Source organism: Thalassococcus sp. BH17M4-6, assembly GCF_049323015.1.
In the GTDB taxonomy this organism is placed as follows: Bacteria; Pseudomonadota; Alphaproteobacteria; order Rhodobacterales; family Rhodobacteraceae; genus Puniceibacterium.
On record NZ_JBMPGU010000001.1, the window covers coordinates 51,921 to 71,850 of the forward strand.

Genomic DNA, 19,930 nt, shown 5'->3' on the forward strand with positions numbered 1-19,930 from the left:
CATGCTATTCGGACTTGATGGCGTCGAGATCGGCCTGATCATCGTATTCGTCACGCTCTTTTCGGCGATCCTGTCGGGGTTTCCGGTGGCCTTTGCCATCGGCGGCGCGGGGGTCATTTCTTTCGGGATAATCGCGGCGCTCGACAGCGCCGGGTTGCTGATCCACCAGGCCATCGACCAAAGCTCGGACGCGTACAACGCGCTGGTGGCGTCGGGGGCCAATGAAAAGGCCATTTCGATCTTCCGAAACCCGGACCTGCCGCGCATCGGCATGCCGGTCTTTCCCAACGGCTGGGAAACCGCGCTGGACCGCAACGTGAGCTTTATCGTCAACCGGATCAACGAACGGGTTCTGGCGGGGCAAAGCATCGAAACGCTGCTGGCGGTTCTCATGTTCGTGCTGATGGGGATCGTGCTCGAACGCTCCAAGATCGCCAACGACCTGCTGACCACCATGGCCCGGGTTTTCGGCCCTCTGCCCGGCGGTCTGGCCGTGTCCATCGTCGTGGTGGGCGCTTTTCTGGCGGCCTCGACCGGCATCGTGGGGGCCACGGTCGTCACCATGGGCCTGCTGGCGCTGCCCACCATGCTGCGCAACAACTATTCGCCGGAACTGGCGACAGGCGTGATCGCGGCCAGCGGCACGCTGGGTCAGATCATCCCGCCGTCCATCGTGATCGTTCTGCTGGGCACGCTTGCGGGCGACCTCTATTCCGCCGCGCAGGATAATCGCGCGCAACTCGCGGGCTGCACCGATGCGCTGACCTACCTGGGCGAACCGGCGGTCGTGTCGGTCGGCACGCTCTTTCAGGCGGCGCTGCTGCCCGGCATCCTGCTGGCGCTTCTGTACGCGGGTTATGCCTTCGCCTTTGCGCTGCTCAATCCCGAAAAGGCGCCGGCGGTCGAAATGGGCGCCGCAAATGGTGAGGTGATCACCCGGGGCGAGGGCTTTACCTGGTTCCTGGGCGCGCCCATCGCGCTGATCGTGGGTACGATCCTGCTGGCCAATGTCGGGCTTGTGGGCAGCCAGAGCATCACCGTCGACAGCTTTTCCGACATCGGGGAGGCGGCGAGCCTGCGCACCAACGTGGGGCCGGAATGCCAGGCGTCGATGATCGAACTGCACGGGCAGGCGGCATGGGATGCGGCACTTGCCGAACAGGCCGCCATCGACGAGGCCGGCGGTGCCGCAGAAAGCGTGCGCCTGACGCCCGAAGAGATCGAGGAAGCGCGCGCCGTTATGGTGGCAGATGCCGCGCCCATCGGCACCGGCGTGGCGATCCTTGCGGTCATGCTGGGCCTGCTGCTCACCACCGCGCGCGGCGTGTCGCCGTCGTCGGACCCCAAGCCGCTGATCCTGGGGGCCATCGGCATCCTGGGCGTGCTGCTGGTCGATGTGCTCTTTGTCGGGCCGCAGACCTCGATGGGGGCGATGGTGCTGATGATGGCCATCCCTGCGGCGCTGGCGCTTTGGTCGACACGGACCGCCGCGTCGCGCATGGCGCAGAACGAACTGATCCGCGTCGTCTTTCCGCCGCTGGTCCTGATCGTGGCGGTGCTGGGGTCGATCCTGGGCGGGATCACCAACCCGACCCCGGCTGCGGCGCTGGGGGCGGCGGGCGCGATCATGCTCGCGGCCTACCGCAAGCTCAAGGAACAGGACCGCAGCCCCAAGATCATCATCTGGTCGACCTTCGCGGTGATGATCATGATCCTCGTGGGCATCAATTTCGACCTGCGGATCAACCTCGATGGGGTCAGCGTGGAATCCTGGATCGCCTTCGTGGTGAGCTATGCGGCCTACCTCTATGCGCTCTTCGGGCTGCTCTTCAGTTGCTGGGTACTCTACACCTCGGGCGTACTGACGCCTGCGGTGCGCGAAACCGCCAAGGTGACCAGCATGGTTTTCACCATCCTGATCGCCTCGCAGCTTCTGAACCTCGTGGTCATCTCCTTTGGGGGCGAGCATTACATCCAGCAGTTCCTGCAAAGCTTCGATTCCGAGATCAAAGTCTTCCTGATCGTAATGCTGGTGCTCTTCGTGCTGGGCTTCGTGCTCGATTTCCTCGAGATCATCTACATCGTGGTGCCCATCGTCGGGCCGGTGATCTATGGCGGATCGTTCGACCCCAAATGGGTCACGATCATGATCGCGGTGAACCTGCAAACCTCGTTCCTGACACCGCCCTTCGGCTTTGCGCTCTTCTATCTGCGCGGCGTGGCACCCAAAGAGGTCACCACCGGCCACATCTACCGTGGCGTGGCGCCTTTCGTGCTAATCCAGGTGGTCGGGCTGGCGATCCTGTGGTTCTTCCCCGGCATCGTCACCATCGTACCGGACCTGATCCCGAACTGATCCAGCCGGAACAGTGAGAAAGAAGGCCGCTCCGGTTGGAGCGGCCTTTTTCGCCGCTGGTCCAAGCGCTGCGAACGGCGGGATTGCCTCCGTATGCACTTGTTCTGCATCGAAGCAAAGGTCTGCTTTGGAGATTGTGGCCTTGTCCACGATATTGGGCCATTACGAACTGGAGTTTCCCACCGGTGACCAGTAAGATTTTGAAGATGTCACAGGTAACATGAAACAGCGAACAACAGTAGTTTAGATAACATGAACCAGAGGAATAATGAGCTAGTCGATCCTGATCCTTTTTTGCTCGCAGCCGTGTGCTTACAGGGTGCAGCGGTAATTTTACAGCTTATTCAGATCAGCCAAGCTAAGACACTCCCCTCTTCCAGTGTGGGAGCCGTCCAGAACCGTATTTCGATGTTAACGCCACTAGAGGAAGCGTTAGATAAGTTCGATGCGGCTATTGAGAAGGCAGAGCGAACGATACGTCGTTCATCCGAAGCCCCCACGAAGGAGTTCTATGAAGCTTCTTTTCGAATATCAGTTGGCGTCCTAAACTTCAGCTCTAAGAACGTGCAAGAGTACCACAACGCTGTTGCCGACACGACCGCTAAGCTATCAGCAATCACGCGGTGGATTGGGCACATGATAGGTCAAGACCCTGATCTTGCCGCGAAGCTTGGTGAAGATATTAACAAAGTAGTTAGCGACTCATCAGAACGCTTGAATACGCTGATGGGAACAGGCGAGCCGATAGAGTTGGTTCTAACAGAGGCAAAATTGGTACGAGACACTTGCAGAGACGCGATCAAGAAACACTTGGATAGCGCCTCAAATACCTAATTCATTTCTATCTTTTGCAGCCTGCAGAGTTGAGCGTCGTATCACCGTTTGGGTGCTGTCCACCCAAAATTCCCTAGGATATTGATCCTTTATTGCAGAATAACGCCTACCTGCGCCAAAGCATATTGATCCGCTGATCAATAGCAGTCATTGGGGCGGCTGCAGCGAATTTGCGGTTTGTCCGCTGAGCCGACATTCTGGGACAGCCGTGTTCGGGACGCGAAGCCGGTGCCGTCCGTGTGCCCGCCGTCGGCGCGCCCGTCTTGTCAGCCGCGCGTGTCGGGAAGCGAGATATTGGCGACCTGTTCGGCAATCGGATCTGTCGACAGGGGGTGCATGTCGGCGCTGTAGTCCGCCGGATCGCCCATCGGCTGCCAGCGGCCTTGCCGGTAGAGCTCAAGCCCCGAGAACGTCGCTTTGTAGCCCATCTTCGGGCTGCCGGGCACCCAGTAGCCCAGGTAGACGAATGGCAGGCCCGCCTCGCGCGCGATCTCGATATGATCGAGGATCATCCACGAGCCCAGGCTTTGCTTGGGCAGGTCGGGTTCGTAGAACGAATAAACCATCGACAGCCCGTCATCGAGCACATCCGTCAGGCACACCGCCGTCAGCGTGTCGTCGTCATCGGAATATTCGACGACGCGGCTGCGGATCGGGGTTTCCTCGATCATCGCGGCGAATTCGAAGACATCCATATCCGCCATGCCGCCATCCGCATGCCGGTCGTCCAGGTAGCGGCGGAACAGCGTGTACTGCTCTTCCGTGGCCCAAGGCGACGACGCGCGGCGCGACAGGTGCTTGTTGCGGTTGAGCGTGCGGCGCTGGCTTTTCGACGGCCGGAACTTCGCCACGTCGATTCGCGCCGACAGGCACGCGGCGCAATCCGAACAGGACGGGCGGTAGAGCACGTTCTGCGACCGGCGAAAGCCCTGTTTGGACAGGCTGTCGTTCAGTTTTTCAGAGTTTTCGCCCTGCAACGCCGTGAACAGCTTTCGCTCCATCCGGCCGGGCAGGTAGGGGCAGGGTTGCGGAGCCGTCACATAGAACTGGGGCGCAAGGGGCAGCGTGTGACGCATGAGATCTCATTACTCTGGGAAACCTGATCGTTTCAAACCTAGCAACAGAACTCTGTGCCGCCAACCCCCCCGAAAATAGCGGGTCAGGCCCGGCGGTTGATCATCACCGACCCCAGCGCCAGATCGGTCAGGCCCTGACCGCGATCGGTCACGCACATGAAGATCGCAGACACCAGCTGCAGCGGCGCCACGAGCAGCGAGAACGTGTAGCCCGCCGTATGGGCAAAGGCCTGGCCCAGGTCGAACCGCTGGCCCTGCGCGTCGCGCAGTTCGATCGACATCAGCCGCATCCCCCAGGTGGCAGAGCCGCCCGCGATGGTCAGGACACGGTAGATAAAGCCGACGGTGAAATAGAGCACCGGCAGGAAGAAAAGCCCGATGAAGGCGGTCATCACGACCGCAGGCACAACCAGCGCCATGGTGACAAGGGTGTCGAACACCCAGGCCATCGCCCGCTTGACCGGAACGGTGGCATAGAATTCGGGTTGATGCGCCGGGTCGGGCAGGTGAGAGGCATAGGCGTGCATGGGGTCCCTCGGGTCGGTGGGGGGGTGAACAGAAAACATGGCCCCGGCAAGGGGGCCATGCAATGGGTGTGCCGGATCAGGCGTTGGCCTGGTCGTCACGGCTGTCCTGCGCGGCGTTGGCGCGTTCTTCCATGAACTGGTCGAACTCTGCCTTGTCCTTGGCTTCGCGCAGGCGGGCCAGGAAGGCTTCAAAGTTCTCCTGCTCGTCCTGCAGGCGGCGCAGGGTCTCGGCCTTGTAGGCGTCGAATGCGGCGTTTCCGCTCGACTTCATCGCGGTGAAGCTGTTGCTTTTCATGGATTTGCGGCAGGATTTCGAAAACATGCGGTTGCTCCAGATCATGTAGAAGAGAAGGGCCAGGCCGACCGGCCAGAAGAAGATAAAGCCCAGAACCATCGCGGCGATCCATGCGGCCTTGCCCTTGCTGTCAAGCCAGGACTCGGCGCGGGAGAACCAACCGGGGTTGGCCACGTAGGGGGCAGTCTGTTGTGCGGATGTCATGCTGGTCTCCGTTGTTGATGTTGCAATGTGAATGCTTTTCACATGACAACAGATGGCAACCGGGGGCGGCACCTTCAAGGGTTTATGTGAATGTTTTTTACATTGGGTCCGATTTTTTCGGTTTCAGATTGATTTTGTGGGATTTTTCAGCAAGAACGGGCGCCGAAATAGGGTTTCGGCTAGCGTCAGAGCACGAAATCCGCCGTCACGGCGCCGGTCAGAGACAGCAGAATATCGGGGGCCAGCGGGAAAACGTGGCGTGACGTACCGGCCGCGGCCCAGACCGTTTCGAACTGCAAGAGCCGGGGATCGACCCAGGCGCGAATGGGGTTGAGGTGCCCGATGGGGGCGACGCCGCCGATGGCAAACCCCGTCTGCGCGCGGATCAGTTCGGCCCCCGCCTTGCCCAGCGGTTCGCCCGCCAGCGCCGAGGCCTTGGCGTGGTCGACGCGGTTGCCGCCCGCTGTCAGGAACAGCACCGCGGTATCCGTCGCCTCGGCGCGAAAGATGATCGACTTGGCGATCTGGTCGAGGTGACAACCGACCGCATCCGCGGCCTCTTGCGCGGTGCGGGCCTGTCCGACCTCGCGCACCGCATCGGGCTGGCCCGCGTCGATCAGCGCCGCGCGCACGCGTTTCAGGCTCTTGCTCATGTCGTCCCTTTCGTGATGCTGTGGCCAAACTGGCCGTCGGGCCGGAGGGATGCAAGCGGCTGCGCGCCGCGCGTGCCCGAGAATTCGCCCGGGCGGTGCGCTGCCACCCATTGCAACGCTGCGCCAGAAGTGGCCATCTGCCGACATGAGTTTTGCCGATCATATCACCCGCAGCCCGCATCCCTTCGACCCCGACCGCGCCGCCGACACCCGCGCGCTGGTGCCCTGGGCCAAGGGGGCCGTGCGCGAGGTGCTGGAAGGCACCGGCGGGTCGAGCCCGTATCTGCGCGGCCTCATCGGCAAGGAAGCCGACTGGCTTCAGGGCGCGCTCGACGACCCTGACGCAGCCCTTTCGCAGGCGCTGCAGGCGGCACGGCAGGCCAACGGGTCCGACGCCGCAGCGCGGTTGCGGCAGGCCAAGCGCCGCGTCGCCCTGCTGACGGCGCTGGCCGATCTCGCGGGGGTCTGGCCGCTGGAAACAGTGACCGGCGCGCTGACCGACCTTGCGGATGCCGCCTGCCACGCGGCGTTGCGCATCGGCGTGGCGCAGCAGGTCAAGCGCGGCAAGCTGCCCGGCGTGACCGAGGACGATCTGGACAGCGCGGGCGGCATGGTGGTGCTGGCCATGGGCAAGATGGGCGCGCACGAGCTCAACTATTCCTCGGATATCGACCTGATCTGCCTGTTCGATGAAACCCGGTTCGATCCCGACAGCTTTTTCGAGGTGCGGCAGGGCTTTGTCCGCGCCACGCGGCAGATGTCGGCGCTGCTCAGCGATTCGACCGGCGACGGCTATGTCTTCCGCACCGATCTGCGCCTGCGCCCCGATCCGGCGGTCACCCCGGTCTGCATGGCGATGGAAGCGGCGGAGCGGTATTACGAAAGCCTAGGCCGCACCTGGGAACGTGCGGCCTATATCAAGGCGCGGGCCTGTGCTGGCGATATCGCCGCGGGCGAGCGGTTTCTGCAGACCCTGCGCCCCTTCGTCTGGCGCAAGCATCTGGATTTCGCCGCCATCGAGGATGCGCACAACATCCGCCTGCGCATCCGCGAACACAAGGGGCTGGGCGGGCCGATCACCCTGCCGGGGCACAACATGAAGCTGGGGCGCGGCGGTATTCGCGAAATCGAGTTCTTTACCCAGACGCGCCAATTGATCGCCGGGGGACGCGACCCGGAATTGCGGGCGCGCGGCACGGTGCCGGGCCTGGGCGTGCTGGCCGACAAGGGCTGGGTCCCGCTCGAGGTGGCAAGGGAACTGGCCGAGCATTATCGCGCGCACCGCGAGGTCGAACACCGGGTGCAGATGGTCGAGGATGCGCAGACCCACGATCTGCCAAACTCCGACGACGGCTTCCGGCGTCTCGCCTGCCTGATGGGGCAGGACCCCGCCGACCTGCGCCGCGATCTGACCCGGCGGCTCGAGGCGGTGCATCACCTGACCGAGGATTTCTTTGCCCCCGACGCCGCAGGTGAACCGGAACCGGCGGCGCTGCAGCATCACGACATCACCGCCCGCTGGCCGCGCTATGCCGCCTTGCGCTCGGGCCGCGCGGTCGAGATCTTCAAGCGGCTGAAGCCGGAAATTCTGCGTCGGCTGGACAGCACCGCACGGCCCGAAGAGGCGCTGCTGGCCTTTGACGGTTTTCTGGAAGGCCTACCCGCGGGGGTGCAGGTGTTTTCGCTGTTTGAGGCCAATCCGCAACTCATCGACCTGTTGGTCGACATCACCGGCACCTCGCCCGATCTGGCGCGGCACCTGTCGCGCAACGCGGGCGTGTTCGACGCGGTGATCGGCGGTGATTTCTTTTCCCCCTGGCCGGGCGCGGATGCGCTGCACGCCGACCTGGCCGAGGTTCTGGCGCGCGAGCCGGATTACGAAAGCCAGCTTGATGCGACCCGGCGCTGGGGCAAGGAATGGCATTTCCGCGTCGGTGTGCACCTTCTGCGCGGGCTGATCGACGCCGATGAGGCGGGGTATGCCTATGCCGATCTGGCGGGCGCGACGCTGTCCGCGCTCTGGCCCGTGGTGCAGACGGAATTCGCGCTGAAACACGGGGCCCCGCCGGGGCGGGGTGCGATCGTGCTGGGCATGGGGTCGCTGGGCGCGCGGCGGCTGCACGCGCGGTCCGACCTCGACGTGATCGTGATCTACGATCCGCAGGGCGACGCCTTTTCCGAGGGGCGCAAACCCTTGGCGGCGCGGCAGTATTACGCGCGTCTTACTCAGGCGCTGATCACCGCCATGACCGCGCCCATGGCCGAAGGTAAGCTTTACGAGGTCGACATGCGGCTGCGCCCCTCGGGCAACCAGGGTCCGGTGGCCACCTCCTGGGGCGCGTTCCAGACCTACCAGCGCGAAAACGCCTGGGTGTGGGAGCATCTGGCGCTGACCCGCGCGCGGCCGGTGGCGGGCCCGGACGATCTGGCCGAAGATGTGACGGAATTCCGCCAAACGCTGCTGTCGGCGCCGCGCGATCGCGCCGATATCCTGGCCGAAGTGGCGCAGATGCGCGCGCGGATCGCCGCGGCAAAGGCCCCGTCGGGGGCCTGGGACGCCAAGCTCGGTCCGGGCCGGATGCAGGATATCGAACTGGTGGCGCAGGCGGGCGCGCTCTTGTCCGGCACCGCCCCCGGGGCGGTGGGAGACGGGCTGGCGGCCGCCGCGCAGGCGGGCTGGCTAAGCAGCGCCGACGCCGATCACCTGGCTGCGACCTACGCGCTTTGCTGGAGCCTGCAATGCGGGACAAAGCTGATTTCGGACAGCGGTTTCGACCCCGACACGCAGGGCGCGGGCGGCTGTGCCTTTCTGCGCCGCCTGACCGGGGCCGACAGCATCGGCGCGCTGGCGGAAAGGCTGATGGACATGACCGCGCGGTCCGCGTCGATCATCGATGCCGCCCTTCCGGAAATCGAGGAGAGTCGATGAAAAAGGGCGACGCAATTGATCCCAAGGGCCTCATCGCCGAGGCCTACAAGATCGACGGGATCACCTATGGCGAATGCCGGACGATCTTTCTGGACTGGGCGCTGGCCGTGCCGATGGACGCCGATACCGGTGCGCTGATCGACGCGTTGCTGGCGCGGTACGGCACGCCGGGGCATCCGATGACCGAGGTGCTAACCGAAGGACGCGCCAGCATCGCCGCCCCGCGCCGTCGCGGCGGCTGGAGGGGCAGGGCGCGCGACCGGGAGTAGGGGCCGCCCTACAGCGGGGTGAGCTCAGGTCGAAATGCGCGCGAGCGGTCTGAAGCGGACGTTTGAGCCAAGCACCCGGCGCGGAATCAGGGCCGAAGGCCGCCGCGCCATCGCAGTCGCGCCCCCACGCGGCTGCGATGTGGCTGCGCTTAGCGCATAGCCGGGGAGGCGTGCGGATTTGGCTGGCATAAAGCGCAGAGCTAAAACACCTGATCGCAACCGCACGCGCCTGCAATGGCGCGGCTCCTCGCCCGGTTGCGCAAGGTCCGCTCAAGGCCGTTTCAAACCAATCGCATCACGCCCTAGCTGCGCGACAGCGCCGCGGCCTCGCGGGCGAGTTCCTCGATCGCTTTCCAGTCGCCCTTGGCCACAAGATCCTTGGGCGCGACCCAGCTTCCGCCCACACACAGCGTGTTGGATAGGCCTAGGTAATCAGGCGCGTTCTTCAGCGACACGCCGCCCGTCGGGCAGAACCGCACCTGAGGAATCGGCGCGCCGATGGCCTTGAGTGCCGGCACACCGCCATTGGCCTCGGCCGGAAAGAACTTCTGCACGGCGTAGCCACGTTCCAGCAGGCGCATCGCCTCGGACGCGGTGGCGGCGCCGGGCAGCAGCGGAAGGTCCGCCTCTTCGCAGGCGGTCAGGATGGTGTCTGTGGCACCGGGCGAGACACCGAACTTGGCGCCCGCCTCGACGGCGTTGTGCACATCCTGCGGCGTCAGAAGGGTGCCCGCGCCGACGGTGCCGCCCTCTACCTTGGCCATTTCGCGGATCGCGTCGAGCGCCGCGGGCGTGCGCAGGGTGACCTCGAGCGCGGGCAAGCCGCCGCTCACCAGCGCCTCGGCCAGGGCGCGGGCGGAACCGGCATCGTCGATCACCAGCACCGGAATCACCGGGGCCAGCCGACACAGCGCTTCGGACTGGGAGGAGGCGGCTAGGGGCGTAAGCATGTTTGGACCTTTGATTGGTTTGAGCAGGTTCTAAGGGGCGTGATGCCGCAGGGGCAAGGGGGCGATCAGACCACCACCGCCGCCCCGTTCGACGACAGGCCGACGTTTTCGCGGAAGGCGCGGAACAGTTCGCGCCCGACGCCGTGGCCATTGTCCGACAGATCGGCGCTGACCGGCTCGCGGCTGTCGAAATCCTCGGCCAGGCAGTCGATGGTGCCATTTGTGGCGTCAAGCCGGATCACGTCGCCCTCCTTGACCCGCGCGAGCGGGCCGCCGTTGGCCGCCTCGGGTGAGATGTGGATCGCCGACGGCACCTTGCCGCTGGCACCCGACATGCGCCCGTCGGTGACAAGCGCGACCTTGAGTCCGCGGTCCTGCAGCACCGCCAGTGTCGGGGTCAGCGAATGCAGCTCCGGCATGCCGTTCGCCGACGGACCCTGAAAGCGGACGACGACGATGGTGTCTTCGGTGAATTCGCCCGCCTTGAAGGCGGCCTTCACCTCTTCCTGATCCTGGAACACGCGGGCCTTCGCCTCGATCACGTGGCGCGACGGATCGACGGCCGAGGTTTTCATCATACCGTGGCCCAGATTGCCGGTAAGCTGCTGCAGCCCGCCGGTTTTCTGGAAGGGATCGGAGACCGGGCGCAGGATCTTTTCGTTCTGCGACGTGCCCGCACCGGGGGCATAGGTCACGCGGCCATCCTGCAACTTGGGCTCTTGGGTATAGAGCTTCAGCCCGTCGCCCGCGACGGTCTTGACGTCCTCGTGCAGCAGGCCTGCGTCCAGAAGCTCGCCGATCATGTAGCCCAGCCCGCCCGCAGCGTGGAAGTGGTTCACATCCGCCAGACCGTTGGGATAGACCTTGGCCATCAGCGGCACGGCGTTGGAAATCTCGTCGAAATCCTCTAGCTCCAGCGCGATGCCCGCGGCCCGCGCCATGGCAGGCAGATGCAGCACCAGGTTGGTCGATCCGCCGGTGGCCATCAGACCCACCATGCCGTTGACAAAGGCCTTGGCATCCAGAACGTCGCAGACCGGGCGGTAGTCGTTGCCAAGCGCGGTGATTTCCAGCGCGCGTTCGGTGCCGGCCACGGTCAGCGCCTCGCGCAGCGGCGTGTTCGGGTTCACGAAGGATGCGCCGGGCAGGTGCAGGCCCATGAATTCCATCAGCATCTGATTGCTGTTCGCGGTGCCGTAGAAGGTGCAGGTGCCGGGGCCGTGATAGCTTTCCATCTCGGCCTTCATCAGCGCGTCCCGCCCGACCTCGCCACTGGCGAACTGCTGACGGACCTTGGCCTTCTGGTCGTTGGGCAGGCCGCTGGTCATCGGCCCGGCGGGCAGGAAAATGCCGGGGATGTAGCCAAAGGTCGCGGCCCCGATCACGAGGCCCGGCACGATCTTGTCGCAGACGCCCAGGTAAAGCGCGGAGTCAAAGACGTTGTGGCACAGCGCCACCCCGGCGGCGAGCGCGATCACGTCGCGGGAAAAGAGCGACAGCTCCATCCCCACCTGGCCTTGGGTGACACCGTCGCACATGGCGGGCACACCGCCTGCGACCTGCGCCGTGGCGCCCTGCGCGCGGGCAGCGGCGCGGATCACTTCGGGGAACTTCTCGAACGGCTGGTGCGCTGACAGCATGTCGTTATAGGCGGTGACAATCCCGATATTGGGCGTGCGGCCCCCGGCCAGCTTGTCCTTGTCCTCGCCCATGGCCGCGTATGCGTGAGCCTGGTTGCCGCAGGTCAGGTGCGCGCGGCGCGGCCCTTCGTCCGCGGCGCGGCGCATGCGGTCAAGGTAAATGCCGCGCATCTCGGCGCTGCGCTCTTCGATCCGGTCGGTGACTTTGGCGATGGTGGCGTTCAGGGTCATGGGATGTGCCTTGTCCTGAGGAAAGCTGTTTGGGGTGGTCTGGTTTATATCTAGATCGGTTAGCGCTAACAGTAAAGCCGTGAACCGGATGTCTGCGGCCCAGGGGGCACGGGGGGTGCCCAAGCGCGGCACCCATGCCGGGCCTGACCGCGCCCCTCAAAGGATTTTCGCGAAATTTGCCATAAACCTGCCCGATTCGCTCGGCATAGCAATGGATGAGGCGCCAAGACCTCGAAAAAGAGGAAGACGAGCATGAAGAAATCCAAGCTGTTTTGCGGCCTGCTGATGGGGCTGTCACTGTCGGCCTGCGCCACGGTGGACACCGCCTCGCGCAATGCCCCGCCGGAACCGATGCATGTCGCGCAGATCGCGCCGTCCGTGCGGATCGCCGAATATTCGGTACAGGTCCCGCGCAGCCTGCGCGTGTCTGAGGCCAACCGCTACTATCCCGGCGGCGACATCGTCTGGCGTGGCGACCCGGCGGGCGACCGCTACGAACAGGTCAAGGCGATCTTCGAGACCAGCCTTGCGCGCAGCGCCCAGGCGGTGCAGGGCGAACGTCCGGTGCGGGTCGACATCGTCGTGAAGCGGTTTCACGCCATGACCGAAAAGGCCCGCTATACCGTCGGTGGCATCCACGCGATCACCTTTGACATGACAGTGCGCGACCCCGAAACCGGCGCGGTGCTTGTGCCCCAGCGAACCGTGCGCGCCGATCTCGAAGGGCTGGGCGGCAGCCGCGCCCTGGCGGCCGAGGCGCGGGGTGTCACCCAGAAATACCGCATCACCAACCACCTTGTCGGGGTCATCGAACAGGAACTGACCGATCCCCAGGGCTACCAGGCGACCGAGATGGGACTAATGCAGGCGATCAACCGCATCCGCTAGGCACCTTGCCCTTTCGTGCCGGAAAGCGCCCCGTTGAAAGGGCGCTTTCCTCGCAGAGGGGGAGCGGCTAAGAGGGCGGCATGAGCCAAGCCGCATCCTCCCCCGACACCGACGCCACCCTTCCCGTGGTGCGCCTGACGCCCAAGGCCAATGCCCGCGCGGTCCGGCGCGGCTTTCCTTGGGTCTTTGCCAATGAAATGGTGCTCGACCGCCGCACCAAGGCGCTGCGCCCCGGGACGGTGGCGCAGTTGCAGGACCATGAGCGCACGCCCATGGGGCTGGTGGCGGTCAATCCCAATTCCAAGATCTTCTGCCGGATGCTTGATCCCGAAGGCACGGATGCGCCCGATCAGGCCTGGTTCGCCGCACGAATTGCCCGCGCGCTGGACTTGCGCCAACGGCTCTTCGACGCGCCGTTCTACCGCCTTGTTCATGCCGAGGCCGACGGGCTGCCCGGGGTGATCATCGACCGCTTTGGCGACATTTGCGTCGTGCAGCCCAATGCCGCCTGGGCCGATGTGCTGCTGACCCCGCTGGCAGAGGCGCTGGCCGATGTCACGGCGTGTGCCACGATCCTCAAGAACGCAGGCGGGCGGGGGCGGTCGCTGGAAGGGCTCGATGACGTGGACGCGGCCCTGCGGGGGCAGGCCCCGGACGCGCCGGTGCCGGTGGTGATGAACGGCGCAACCTATCTGGCCGATGTGACCGGCGGACAGAAGACCGGGCTTTTCTTCGATCAGCGCCCGAACCACGCCTTTGCCGCGCGGCTGGCGCAGGGCGCGCGGGTGCTGGACGTGTTCAGCCACGTGGGCGGCTTTGCCCTTGCGGCGTTGGCGGGCGGGGCGGCCTCGGCCCTGGCGGTCGACGGATCGGCCCCGGCGCTGGCCTTGGCGCAGGACGGTGCGGCGCGGATGGGCGCGGCGGACCGGTTCGCGGTGCGCCAGGGCGATGCCTTTGACGCGCTGACGGCCCTGGGCGAAGAGGACGAGGCGTTTGACCTCGTGATCTGCGACCCGCCCGCCTTTGCCCCGTCGAAACCGGCGCTCGACAAGGGGTTGCGCGCCTACGAACGGGTGGCGCGGCTGGCCGCCCCGCTGGTGGCGGAGGGCGGCTATCTGGTGCTCTGCTCTTGCTCGCATGCGGCGGACATCACCGCCTTCACCGGGGCCTGCCTGCGCGGCATCGGGCGGGCCGGGAGGCGCGCGCAGCTGATCCACACGGGCGGCGCGGGGCCGGACCATCCGCTGCTGCCGCAACTGGCGGAAAGCGGATACCTCAAGGCGCTGTTCTTCCGGCTGTGAAGGTCGTTCTGGACACCTGCGTACTGTATCCCACGGTGATGCGCGAGGTGCTGCTGGGGGTGGCGGCGCGCGGGGCCTACACGCCGCTGTGGTCGGCCCGCATCCTCGAGGAATGGGCGCGGGCGGCGCGCAAGCTTGGCCCCGGCGGGGAGGCGCAGGCACGGGCCGAAATCGCGCAGCTGCGGGCGGCCTGGCCCGGAGCCGAGGTGTCCTGGCCGCCATCGCTTGAGGCGCGGCTGTGGTTGCCGGATCCGGGCGACATCCATGTGCTGGCGGCGGCGGTGGCCGGATCGGCCGAGGTGATCGTGACGCTGAACGCGGCGGATTTCCCGCGCGGCGAACTGGCGGACGAGGGGCTGAGCCGGGCCGATCCCGATGCGCTTCTGCTGGGATTCTGGCAAGCCGATCCCGACACGGTCGCGGAGGTGTGCGGGCGGGTCCTCGATCAGGCGCGCAGGCTATCGGGCGAGGATTGGCAGATGCGCGCGCTTTTGAAAAAGGCGCGGCTTCCGCGGCTGGGCAAGGCGGTGGGCTAGTCGGCGCCGACGCCCGGCAGGGCGGAGAGGCGGCTCTTCCGCCCGTGCGGGCGTCCTCGCGCCGGCTCACATTCGCGCGGGCAGCGTGCAACAGGGCTGGCGCGGCACCGCACCGCTTGCTAGCGGTGCCGGGTCCCGTCTGGAGTTTCCCATGCAAGCCACAGCCCTCATTACGATTTTCGGCGTCATCCTTCTGGCCAGCCTGCTGGCCGCCCCGCGCCGCGCCAGTGTCGAGGGCTTTTTCGGCGGCACCGGCGCCAACGGCGCCGCCCCGGGCCTTTGGGTCCTGGTGCTGAGCCAGGTCACAACCTGGATCTTTGCCCGATCCCTGATGAACTCGGCCATCCTGGGCTATTACTACGGCATCGCGGGGACGCTGGCCTATGCGGCCTACTACGGGTCCTTCCTGACCGGCGGCTTCATCGTCGCGCGGCTGCGGGCGCGCGGCGCGGGGTCGGTGCAGGACTGGCTGCGCAGCGAATTCGGCGCCACCGGCACCGCGGCCTACAACCTTGTCATCGCGCTGCGGCTTCTGTCCGAGGTCTTTGCCAACCTGCTGGTCGTCGGGCTGATCTTCGCCGCCCTTCTGCCCGGCAGCGGCACGGCGGCGATCCTGATTGTCGCGGCGCTCGGCCTGGCCTATTCCGCCTGGGGCGGGCTCAGTGCGGCGCTGCGCACCGACGTGCTGCAGATGGCGGTCTTTCTCGTGGTCTTTGCCATCGCCTTTGTCGCCCTGCTGACCATGCCCGGATTTGATCTGGCGGCCGTTGTTACCGCCCCCGGCGCCGCGGGCGGCTATCTGGGCTGGGTGCTGATGCTGGTGGCGGCCTTGCAGGTCTTCTCCTACCCGGCGCATGATCCGGTGATGATGGACCGCGGGTTTCTGGCCGATCCTGCCACGACGCGCGCGTCCTTCCTGCACGCCTTCTGGATCTCGGCGCTCTGCATCATCGCCTTCGGCTTTTTCGGCATTCAGGCCAGCCTGACGGGGGCGGCGTACGAGGGCGAGCTGATCGGCACCTGGGCGGCGATGTTTCCGGCGTGGGTATTCGTCCTGCTGATGGTGTCGCTGCTGGTCTCGGCGCTCTCCACGCTCGATTCTGCGCTGGCCTCTGCGGCGCGGCTCGCGGTCGAGGAGTTGCGGCTGGCGCCGCGCACGCTGACCGGCGGGCGGGTGGCGATGGTGATCGTGATGGCCTCGGGCACGGCGCTCACGCTTTGGGGCAACCAGACGCTCTTTGACGCGGTGGCGGTCAGCGGCACCGCCAGCATGTTCCTGACGCCGGTGCTGATCTTCGGTCTGGTGCTGCGCCGCCGGATCGCGCTTTGGGCCTATCTTGTCGCCTTTGCCGCGGCGATACTGGGCGCGGCGGTCTATTTCGCGCGCGGCACGGCCTGGATCGCGGCGCTGCTGCCAGCGGGGCACAAATACGAACAGCTTCTGGTGATCTGCATGACGGTGCTGATCATCGGCTTTGCCGCCGCGCTGCTGGGCAGCCGCAGGGTTGCGAAGGGGGCCGCTGCCTGATACGCCGCATCAAACCCGATGGTTTTCATCGGGAAAGGTGGCGAGGCGAGCGTGAACGCAGCAGTCCCGAGACTGGAAATCCGGCATCTCGTGCGCCGTTTCGACGGCAAGCGGGTGGTCGATGACGTGAGCCTCAGCATCCTGCCGGGCCATGTCACCTGTCTTCTGGGGCCGTCGGGCTGCGGCAAATCCACGACATTGCGGATGATCGCCGGGGTCGATGCGCAGGACGAAGGCGAGATCCTCGTCGATGGCAAACTGATCTGCGACACGGTGTTTCGCGTGCCGCCCGAACGCCGGTCGATCGGGCTGATGTTCCAGGATTTCGCGCTGTTTCCGCATCTCAGCGTCGGGCAGAACGTCGCCTTTGGCCTGTCGGGCAGCAAGACCGATCAACGCGCGCGGGTGGTTGAACTGCTGGACCGGGTGGGGCTCTTGCATTTCATCGACGACTTTCCGCATCAGCTGTCGGGCGGTGAACAGCAGCGCGTGGCGCTGGCCCGGGCGCTGGCGCCGCGCCCGCGCGTCATGCTGATGGACGAGCCGTTCTCCGGCCTCGACAACCGTCTGCGCGACGGCATCCGGGACGAAACGCTGGCGCTGCTGAAAGAGGAAGGCACCAGCGTCCTGCTAGTCACGCATGAGCCCGAAGAGGCGATGCGCATGGCCGACGAGATCGCGCTGATGCGCGACGGTCGGATCGTGCAGCGCGGCGCGCCCTACAACATCTACAATGCTCCGGCGGACCGCGAAGCCGTCGCGTTTTTCAGCGATGTCAACGTGATACGGGGCATTGTTAAGGGGGCGCTGGTGGACACGCCCTTTGGCCAGTTCCTGGCGCCCGGCCAGCCTGACGGCGCGTCGGTCGACATCGTCTTTCGCCCGCAGCACGTGGGCATCGATTTCGACCGCGCCGGGCGCGGCCCCAACCCGACCGCCGAACAGGGCACGGCGGCCCGCGGCGTTGTCGAGCGCGCGCGGTTCATGGGATCGGAAAGCCTGGTGGAGTTCCGCATGGATTTCGAGGATGCGGTGCTCAAGGCCACGGTGCCCAACGTGTTCCTGCCCAAACGCGGCACGCCGATGTGGCTGACCGTGCGCCGCGACCGGTGTTTCATCTTTCCGGTGACGGGATAGGGCATCCGGCTGCGCCGGATACGAGAGACGCTGTCTCTCGTGCTCTCTGAGGTTATTGGAAACCGAAGAAGATCAGGACCGTTTTCTGTAGTCCGCAAGGGTCTTGCCCGGCTCATCGACGAAGAGACCCGGGGCGGGGGCCAGATCGGTGATCCGGTCGATGCGGAAGCTGGCGAAGGCGTCGGCGGTCTCCTCCCACACGATGCAGGTCCAGATGCGGCCCCAGTAGTCGATGTGCAGAGGCCGGACCAGCCGGTCTGCGGCGTCGCCCTGCAGCCGCAGCCGCAGCTTCTGCCGCGCCCGGATGGCGGCGCGGAAGGCGGGCATGTGGCGAAAGCCCTCTGCGGCCTCTGCAAACGGGTAGGTGGCAAAACCGAAGCGGCCCGGCGTGGGCCCGGTGTCCTGCGGCAGCACCGCGTCGATCTTGGCCGACAGCGCCTGCGCCGCCGCAGCCAGTTCGGCCATGTCCGAGGCCCCGACGGCTGCGAGGCCCAAGTGCAGCGCCTCGAGCTCGGGGTCGGTCAGGTTCAACGGGGGCAGGGTGATCGCGGCGCGCGCGGTATAGCCCAGACCGCGCGCCCCCTCGACCGGCACGCCCGAGGCCGCGAGCGTGTCCATGTCACGGTAGATCGTGCGCACCGACACACCCAGATCGCGGGCCAGATCCTCGGCCCGGTGCAGCCCGCCCGAGCGGAGTTGCTGCATCAGCGCATAGAGCCTGTCGGCGCGTTTCACCCGGGTGATTCCCTGTTGGTTTCGGCGCAATACTGACAGAAACCTGTCACCTGACAAGTTACTGACAAACAGCCCGGCAAATATGCGCCCAGAGGTGCCGCAAAACCCCTGTTTGGCGCTTTTCCGAGGCCGCGAAACCCGATAGACAGCGCAGGTGATTTCAGCCGGGGCGTGCAGGCCCCGCACGAGAGGAGAAAGACATGCTCAACAATATCGGCCTTCCCGGCCTTCTGCTGATCGCGGTGGTGGTGCTGGTGCTGTTCGGCCGCGGCAAGATCTCGAGCCTGATGGGCGAGGTCGGCAAGGGCATCACCGCCTTCAAGAAGGGCGTCAGCGACGGCTCCAAGGAACTGGACGACGAAGACCAGGCCGACAAGGCCCGCGATGTCACTCCGGACACCGAGAAAGACAAGGTTTAAACCCGAATGTTCGATCTTGGCTGGACCGAGCTTCTGGTCATCGGGGTCGTGGCCCTCATCGTGGTGGGGCCCAAGGACCTGCCGGTGCTCTTTCGCAATGTCGGACGGTTTGTCGGCAAGGCAAAGGGCATGGCGCGTGAATTCAGCCGCGCGATGAACGACGCGGCAGACGATTCCGGCATGCGCGACGTGGCCAAGACCTTCAAATCCGCGACCAACCCGATGTCCTCGGCGATGGACGGGGTGAAAAGTGCCGCTAAGTCGATGACCGACCTCAAGATCGATCCCGAAAGCGAAACCGGCAAGCTGAGCGCGAAACGCGCCGCCGACCGCAAGAAGATCGAGGCCGCATCGGCGCGCAAGGCCGCCGAACGCATGAAGCGCGACGCCGACGCGGCGCTGGCCAAGGCCAATGAGCTTGACGCCGCGCTGACGCCCGACCCCAATGCGCCCGACGGTCCCGAGGACAAGGCATGAGCGCCCAGGACGAGATCGAGGACAGCAGCGCCCCGCTGATCGAACATCTGGCGGAACTGCGCACGCGGCTCATCCACAGCGTGATCTATTTCCTGATCGGCATGGTGATCTGTTTCACCGTTGCCACGCCGATCTTCAACTTCCTGACCAACCCGCTTTGCCAGGTGCTGTCGCAGCGCGGCCAGGATTGCGACCTGATCTTCATCTCTCCGCAGGAAGGCTTTTTCGTCGCGATCAAGGTGTCGCTTCTGGGCGGTTTCATGCTGGCGTTTCCCTTCATCGCCAACCAGATGTGGCGGTTCGTGGCGCCGGGGCTCTACAAGTCCGAAAAGGGCGCGTTTCTGCCGTTCCTGATTGCCTCGCCCTTCATGTTTCTGCTGGGCGCGTCCTTTGCCTTTTACGTGGTCACGCCGCTGGCCTACGACTTCTTCCTGGGCTTCCAGCAGTTCGGCGCCTCGGGCGAGGCTGTGGTGGGCGAAGAGGTGACCCAGGGCCTGTCGGTGGTCTTCCAGGGCTCGGCCCAAGAATACCTCAATCTCACAATCAAGTTCATCGTCGCCTTCGGCCTCTGCTTCCAGCTGCCGGTGCTGTTGACCTTGATGGGCAAGGCGGGGCTCGTGTCCGCCGTTGGGCTGGGCAACGTGCGCAAATACGCGGTCGTGGCGATCCTGGTGCTCGCCGCCCTGGTGACGCCCCCCGACGTCATCACCCAGATCATCCTCTTCGTGGTGGTCTACGGGCTTTACGAGGTATCGATCTTCCTCGTCGCGAGGGTCGAGCGCAAGCGCGAGGCCGAGTTGCGCGCGCAGGGCCTGTGGTTCGAGGATGAAGACGACGACGCCGCCGAAGACGACACCGCCGAGGCCGATTTCGAGGACGATCCGCTCTTCCGCGAATTCGACGAGGAGGATCCGGAGGACAAGGACAAGGGCCGGTGACCGACCC

19 protein-coding genes are annotated in these 19,930 nt (G+C 65.5%); 12 read left to right on the forward strand and 7 right to left on the reverse strand.

All coding sequences use genetic code 11. From position 1 onward, the window contains the following. Position 1: 1 nt before the first annotated feature. Entirely contained in the window at positions 2-2,356 is a 2,355-nt protein-coding gene (locus tag ACOXXX_RS00245; protein WP_422824529.1) for a TRAP transporter large permease, read from the forward strand. Between the two features lie 252 nt (positions 2,357-2,608). Further along, positions 2,609-3,190 (forward strand): hypothetical protein, encoded by a 582-nt coding sequence (locus ACOXXX_RS00250; RefSeq protein ID WP_422824530.1) that lies wholly within the window; start codon positions 2,609-2,611, stop codon positions 3,188-3,190. 266 nt (positions 3,191-3,456) lie between these two features. Here the strand turns inward: ACOXXX_RS00250 and ACOXXX_RS00255 are convergent, their stop codons facing one another. The 4 genes from ACOXXX_RS00255 to ACOXXX_RS00270 form a co-directional block, all read right to left on the reverse strand. After that, positions 3,457-4,266 carry an arginyltransferase gene (locus ACOXXX_RS00255; protein ID WP_422824531.1) on the reverse strand — a complete coding sequence of 270 codons (810 nt, stop codon included), beginning with the start codon at positions 4,264-4,266 and terminating at the stop codon, positions 3,457-3,459. Positions 4,267-4,349: 83 nt separating this feature from the next. Then, a complete protein-coding gene (locus ACOXXX_RS00260; RefSeq protein WP_422824532.1) occupies positions 4,350-4,793 on the reverse strand; it encodes an RDD family protein in 444 nt (147 codons plus the stop codon). Positions 4,794-4,869: 76 nt separating this feature from the next. Next, a complete protein-coding gene (locus tag ACOXXX_RS00265) occupies positions 4,870-5,292 on the reverse strand; it encodes a DUF2852 domain-containing protein (RefSeq protein ID WP_422824533.1) in 423 nt (140 codons plus the stop codon). A 185-nt stretch (positions 5,293-5,477) separates the two neighbouring features. Beyond that, the gene (locus ACOXXX_RS00270) at positions 5,478-5,945 is read right to left on the reverse strand and encodes a YbaK/EbsC family protein (protein WP_422824534.1); all 468 of its coding nucleotides are present in this window, start codon (positions 5,943-5,945) and stop codon (positions 5,478-5,480) included. Between the two features lie 145 nt (positions 5,946-6,090). Between ACOXXX_RS00270 and ACOXXX_RS00275 the strand changes: the two genes are divergently transcribed. Further along, positions 6,091-8,874, forward strand: coding sequence for a glutamine-synthetase adenylyltransferase (locus tag ACOXXX_RS00275; RefSeq protein WP_422824535.1), 2,784 nt, complete (start codon positions 6,091-6,093; stop codon positions 8,872-8,874). Further along, positions 8,871-9,143 carry a hypothetical protein gene (locus tag ACOXXX_RS00280; RefSeq protein WP_422824536.1) on the forward strand — a complete coding sequence of 91 codons (273 nt, stop codon included), beginning with the start codon at positions 8,871-8,873 and terminating at the stop codon, positions 9,141-9,143. Before ACOXXX_RS00275 ends, ACOXXX_RS00280 begins: the two co-directional genes overlap by 4 nt. A gap of 302 nt (positions 9,144-9,445) precedes the next feature. Here ACOXXX_RS00280 and eda read toward each other — a convergent pair whose 3' ends face one another. Next, a complete protein-coding gene (eda, locus tag ACOXXX_RS00285) occupies positions 9,446-10,093 on the reverse strand; it encodes a bifunctional 4-hydroxy-2-oxoglutarate aldolase/2-dehydro-3-deoxy-phosphogluconate aldolase (RefSeq protein WP_422824537.1) in 648 nt (215 codons plus the stop codon). Between the two features lie 65 nt (positions 10,094-10,158). Then, a complete protein-coding gene (edd, locus tag ACOXXX_RS00290) occupies positions 10,159-11,964 on the reverse strand; it encodes a phosphogluconate dehydratase (protein ID WP_422824538.1) in 1,806 nt (601 codons plus the stop codon). 252 nt (positions 11,965-12,216) lie between these two features. Here edd and ACOXXX_RS00295 point away from each other — a divergent pair, with 252 nt between their 5' ends. The 5 genes from ACOXXX_RS00295 (at position 12,217) to ACOXXX_RS00315 (ending at position 17,354) form a co-directional block, all read left to right on the forward strand. Continuing rightward, complete coding sequence (locus ACOXXX_RS00295) at positions 12,217-12,852, forward strand: DUF6778 family protein (protein WP_422824539.1); 636 nt, start codon at positions 12,217-12,219, stop codon at positions 12,850-12,852. 80 nt (positions 12,853-12,932) lie between these two features. Then, positions 12,933-14,153 carry an RSP_2647 family RNA methyltransferase gene (locus tag ACOXXX_RS00300; protein ID WP_422824540.1) on the forward strand — a complete coding sequence of 407 codons (1,221 nt, stop codon included), beginning with the start codon at positions 12,933-12,935 and terminating at the stop codon, positions 14,151-14,153. Continuing rightward, a complete protein-coding gene (locus ACOXXX_RS00305; protein WP_422824541.1) occupies positions 14,150-14,689 on the forward strand; it encodes an RSP_2648 family PIN domain-containing protein in 540 nt (179 codons plus the stop codon). The genes ACOXXX_RS00300 and ACOXXX_RS00305 overlap by 4 nt, the downstream gene beginning before the upstream one ends. Positions 14,690-14,840: 151 nt before the next feature. Then, positions 14,841-16,217 (forward strand): sodium:proline symporter, encoded by a 1,377-nt coding sequence (locus tag ACOXXX_RS00310; RefSeq protein ID WP_422824542.1) that lies wholly within the window; start codon positions 14,841-14,843, stop codon positions 16,215-16,217. 18 nt (positions 16,218-16,235) lie between these two features. Further along, complete coding sequence (locus ACOXXX_RS00315) at positions 16,236-17,354, forward strand: ABC transporter ATP-binding protein (RefSeq protein ID WP_422824543.1); 1,119 nt, start codon at positions 16,236-16,238, stop codon at positions 17,352-17,354. A 72-nt stretch (positions 17,355-17,426) separates the two neighbouring features. Here the strand turns inward: ACOXXX_RS00315 and ACOXXX_RS00320 are convergent, their stop codons facing one another. Then, complete coding sequence (locus ACOXXX_RS00320; protein WP_422824544.1) at positions 17,427-18,089, reverse strand: helix-turn-helix transcriptional regulator; 663 nt, start codon at positions 18,087-18,089, stop codon at positions 17,427-17,429. A 200-nt stretch (positions 18,090-18,289) separates the two neighbouring features. Between ACOXXX_RS00320 and ACOXXX_RS00325 the strand changes: the two genes are divergently transcribed. From ACOXXX_RS00325 to tatC, 3 genes are read left to right on the forward strand one after another with little or no spacing between them, the layout of a single operon-like run. Beyond that, positions 18,290-18,508 (forward strand): twin-arginine translocase TatA/TatE family subunit, encoded by a 219-nt coding sequence (locus ACOXXX_RS00325; protein ID WP_422824545.1) that lies wholly within the window; start codon positions 18,290-18,292, stop codon positions 18,506-18,508. A gap of 6 nt (positions 18,509-18,514) precedes the next feature. Beyond that, complete coding sequence (gene tatB / locus ACOXXX_RS00330) at positions 18,515-18,985, forward strand: Sec-independent protein translocase protein TatB (protein WP_422824546.1); 471 nt, start codon at positions 18,515-18,517, stop codon at positions 18,983-18,985. After that, positions 18,982-19,923, forward strand: a complete 942-nt coding sequence (gene tatC, locus ACOXXX_RS00335; RefSeq protein ID WP_422824547.1) for a twin-arginine translocase subunit TatC — start codon at positions 18,982-18,984, stop codon at positions 19,921-19,923. Before tatB ends, tatC begins: the two co-directional genes overlap by 4 nt. The last annotated feature ends 7 nt before the right edge of the window (positions 19,924-19,930 follow it).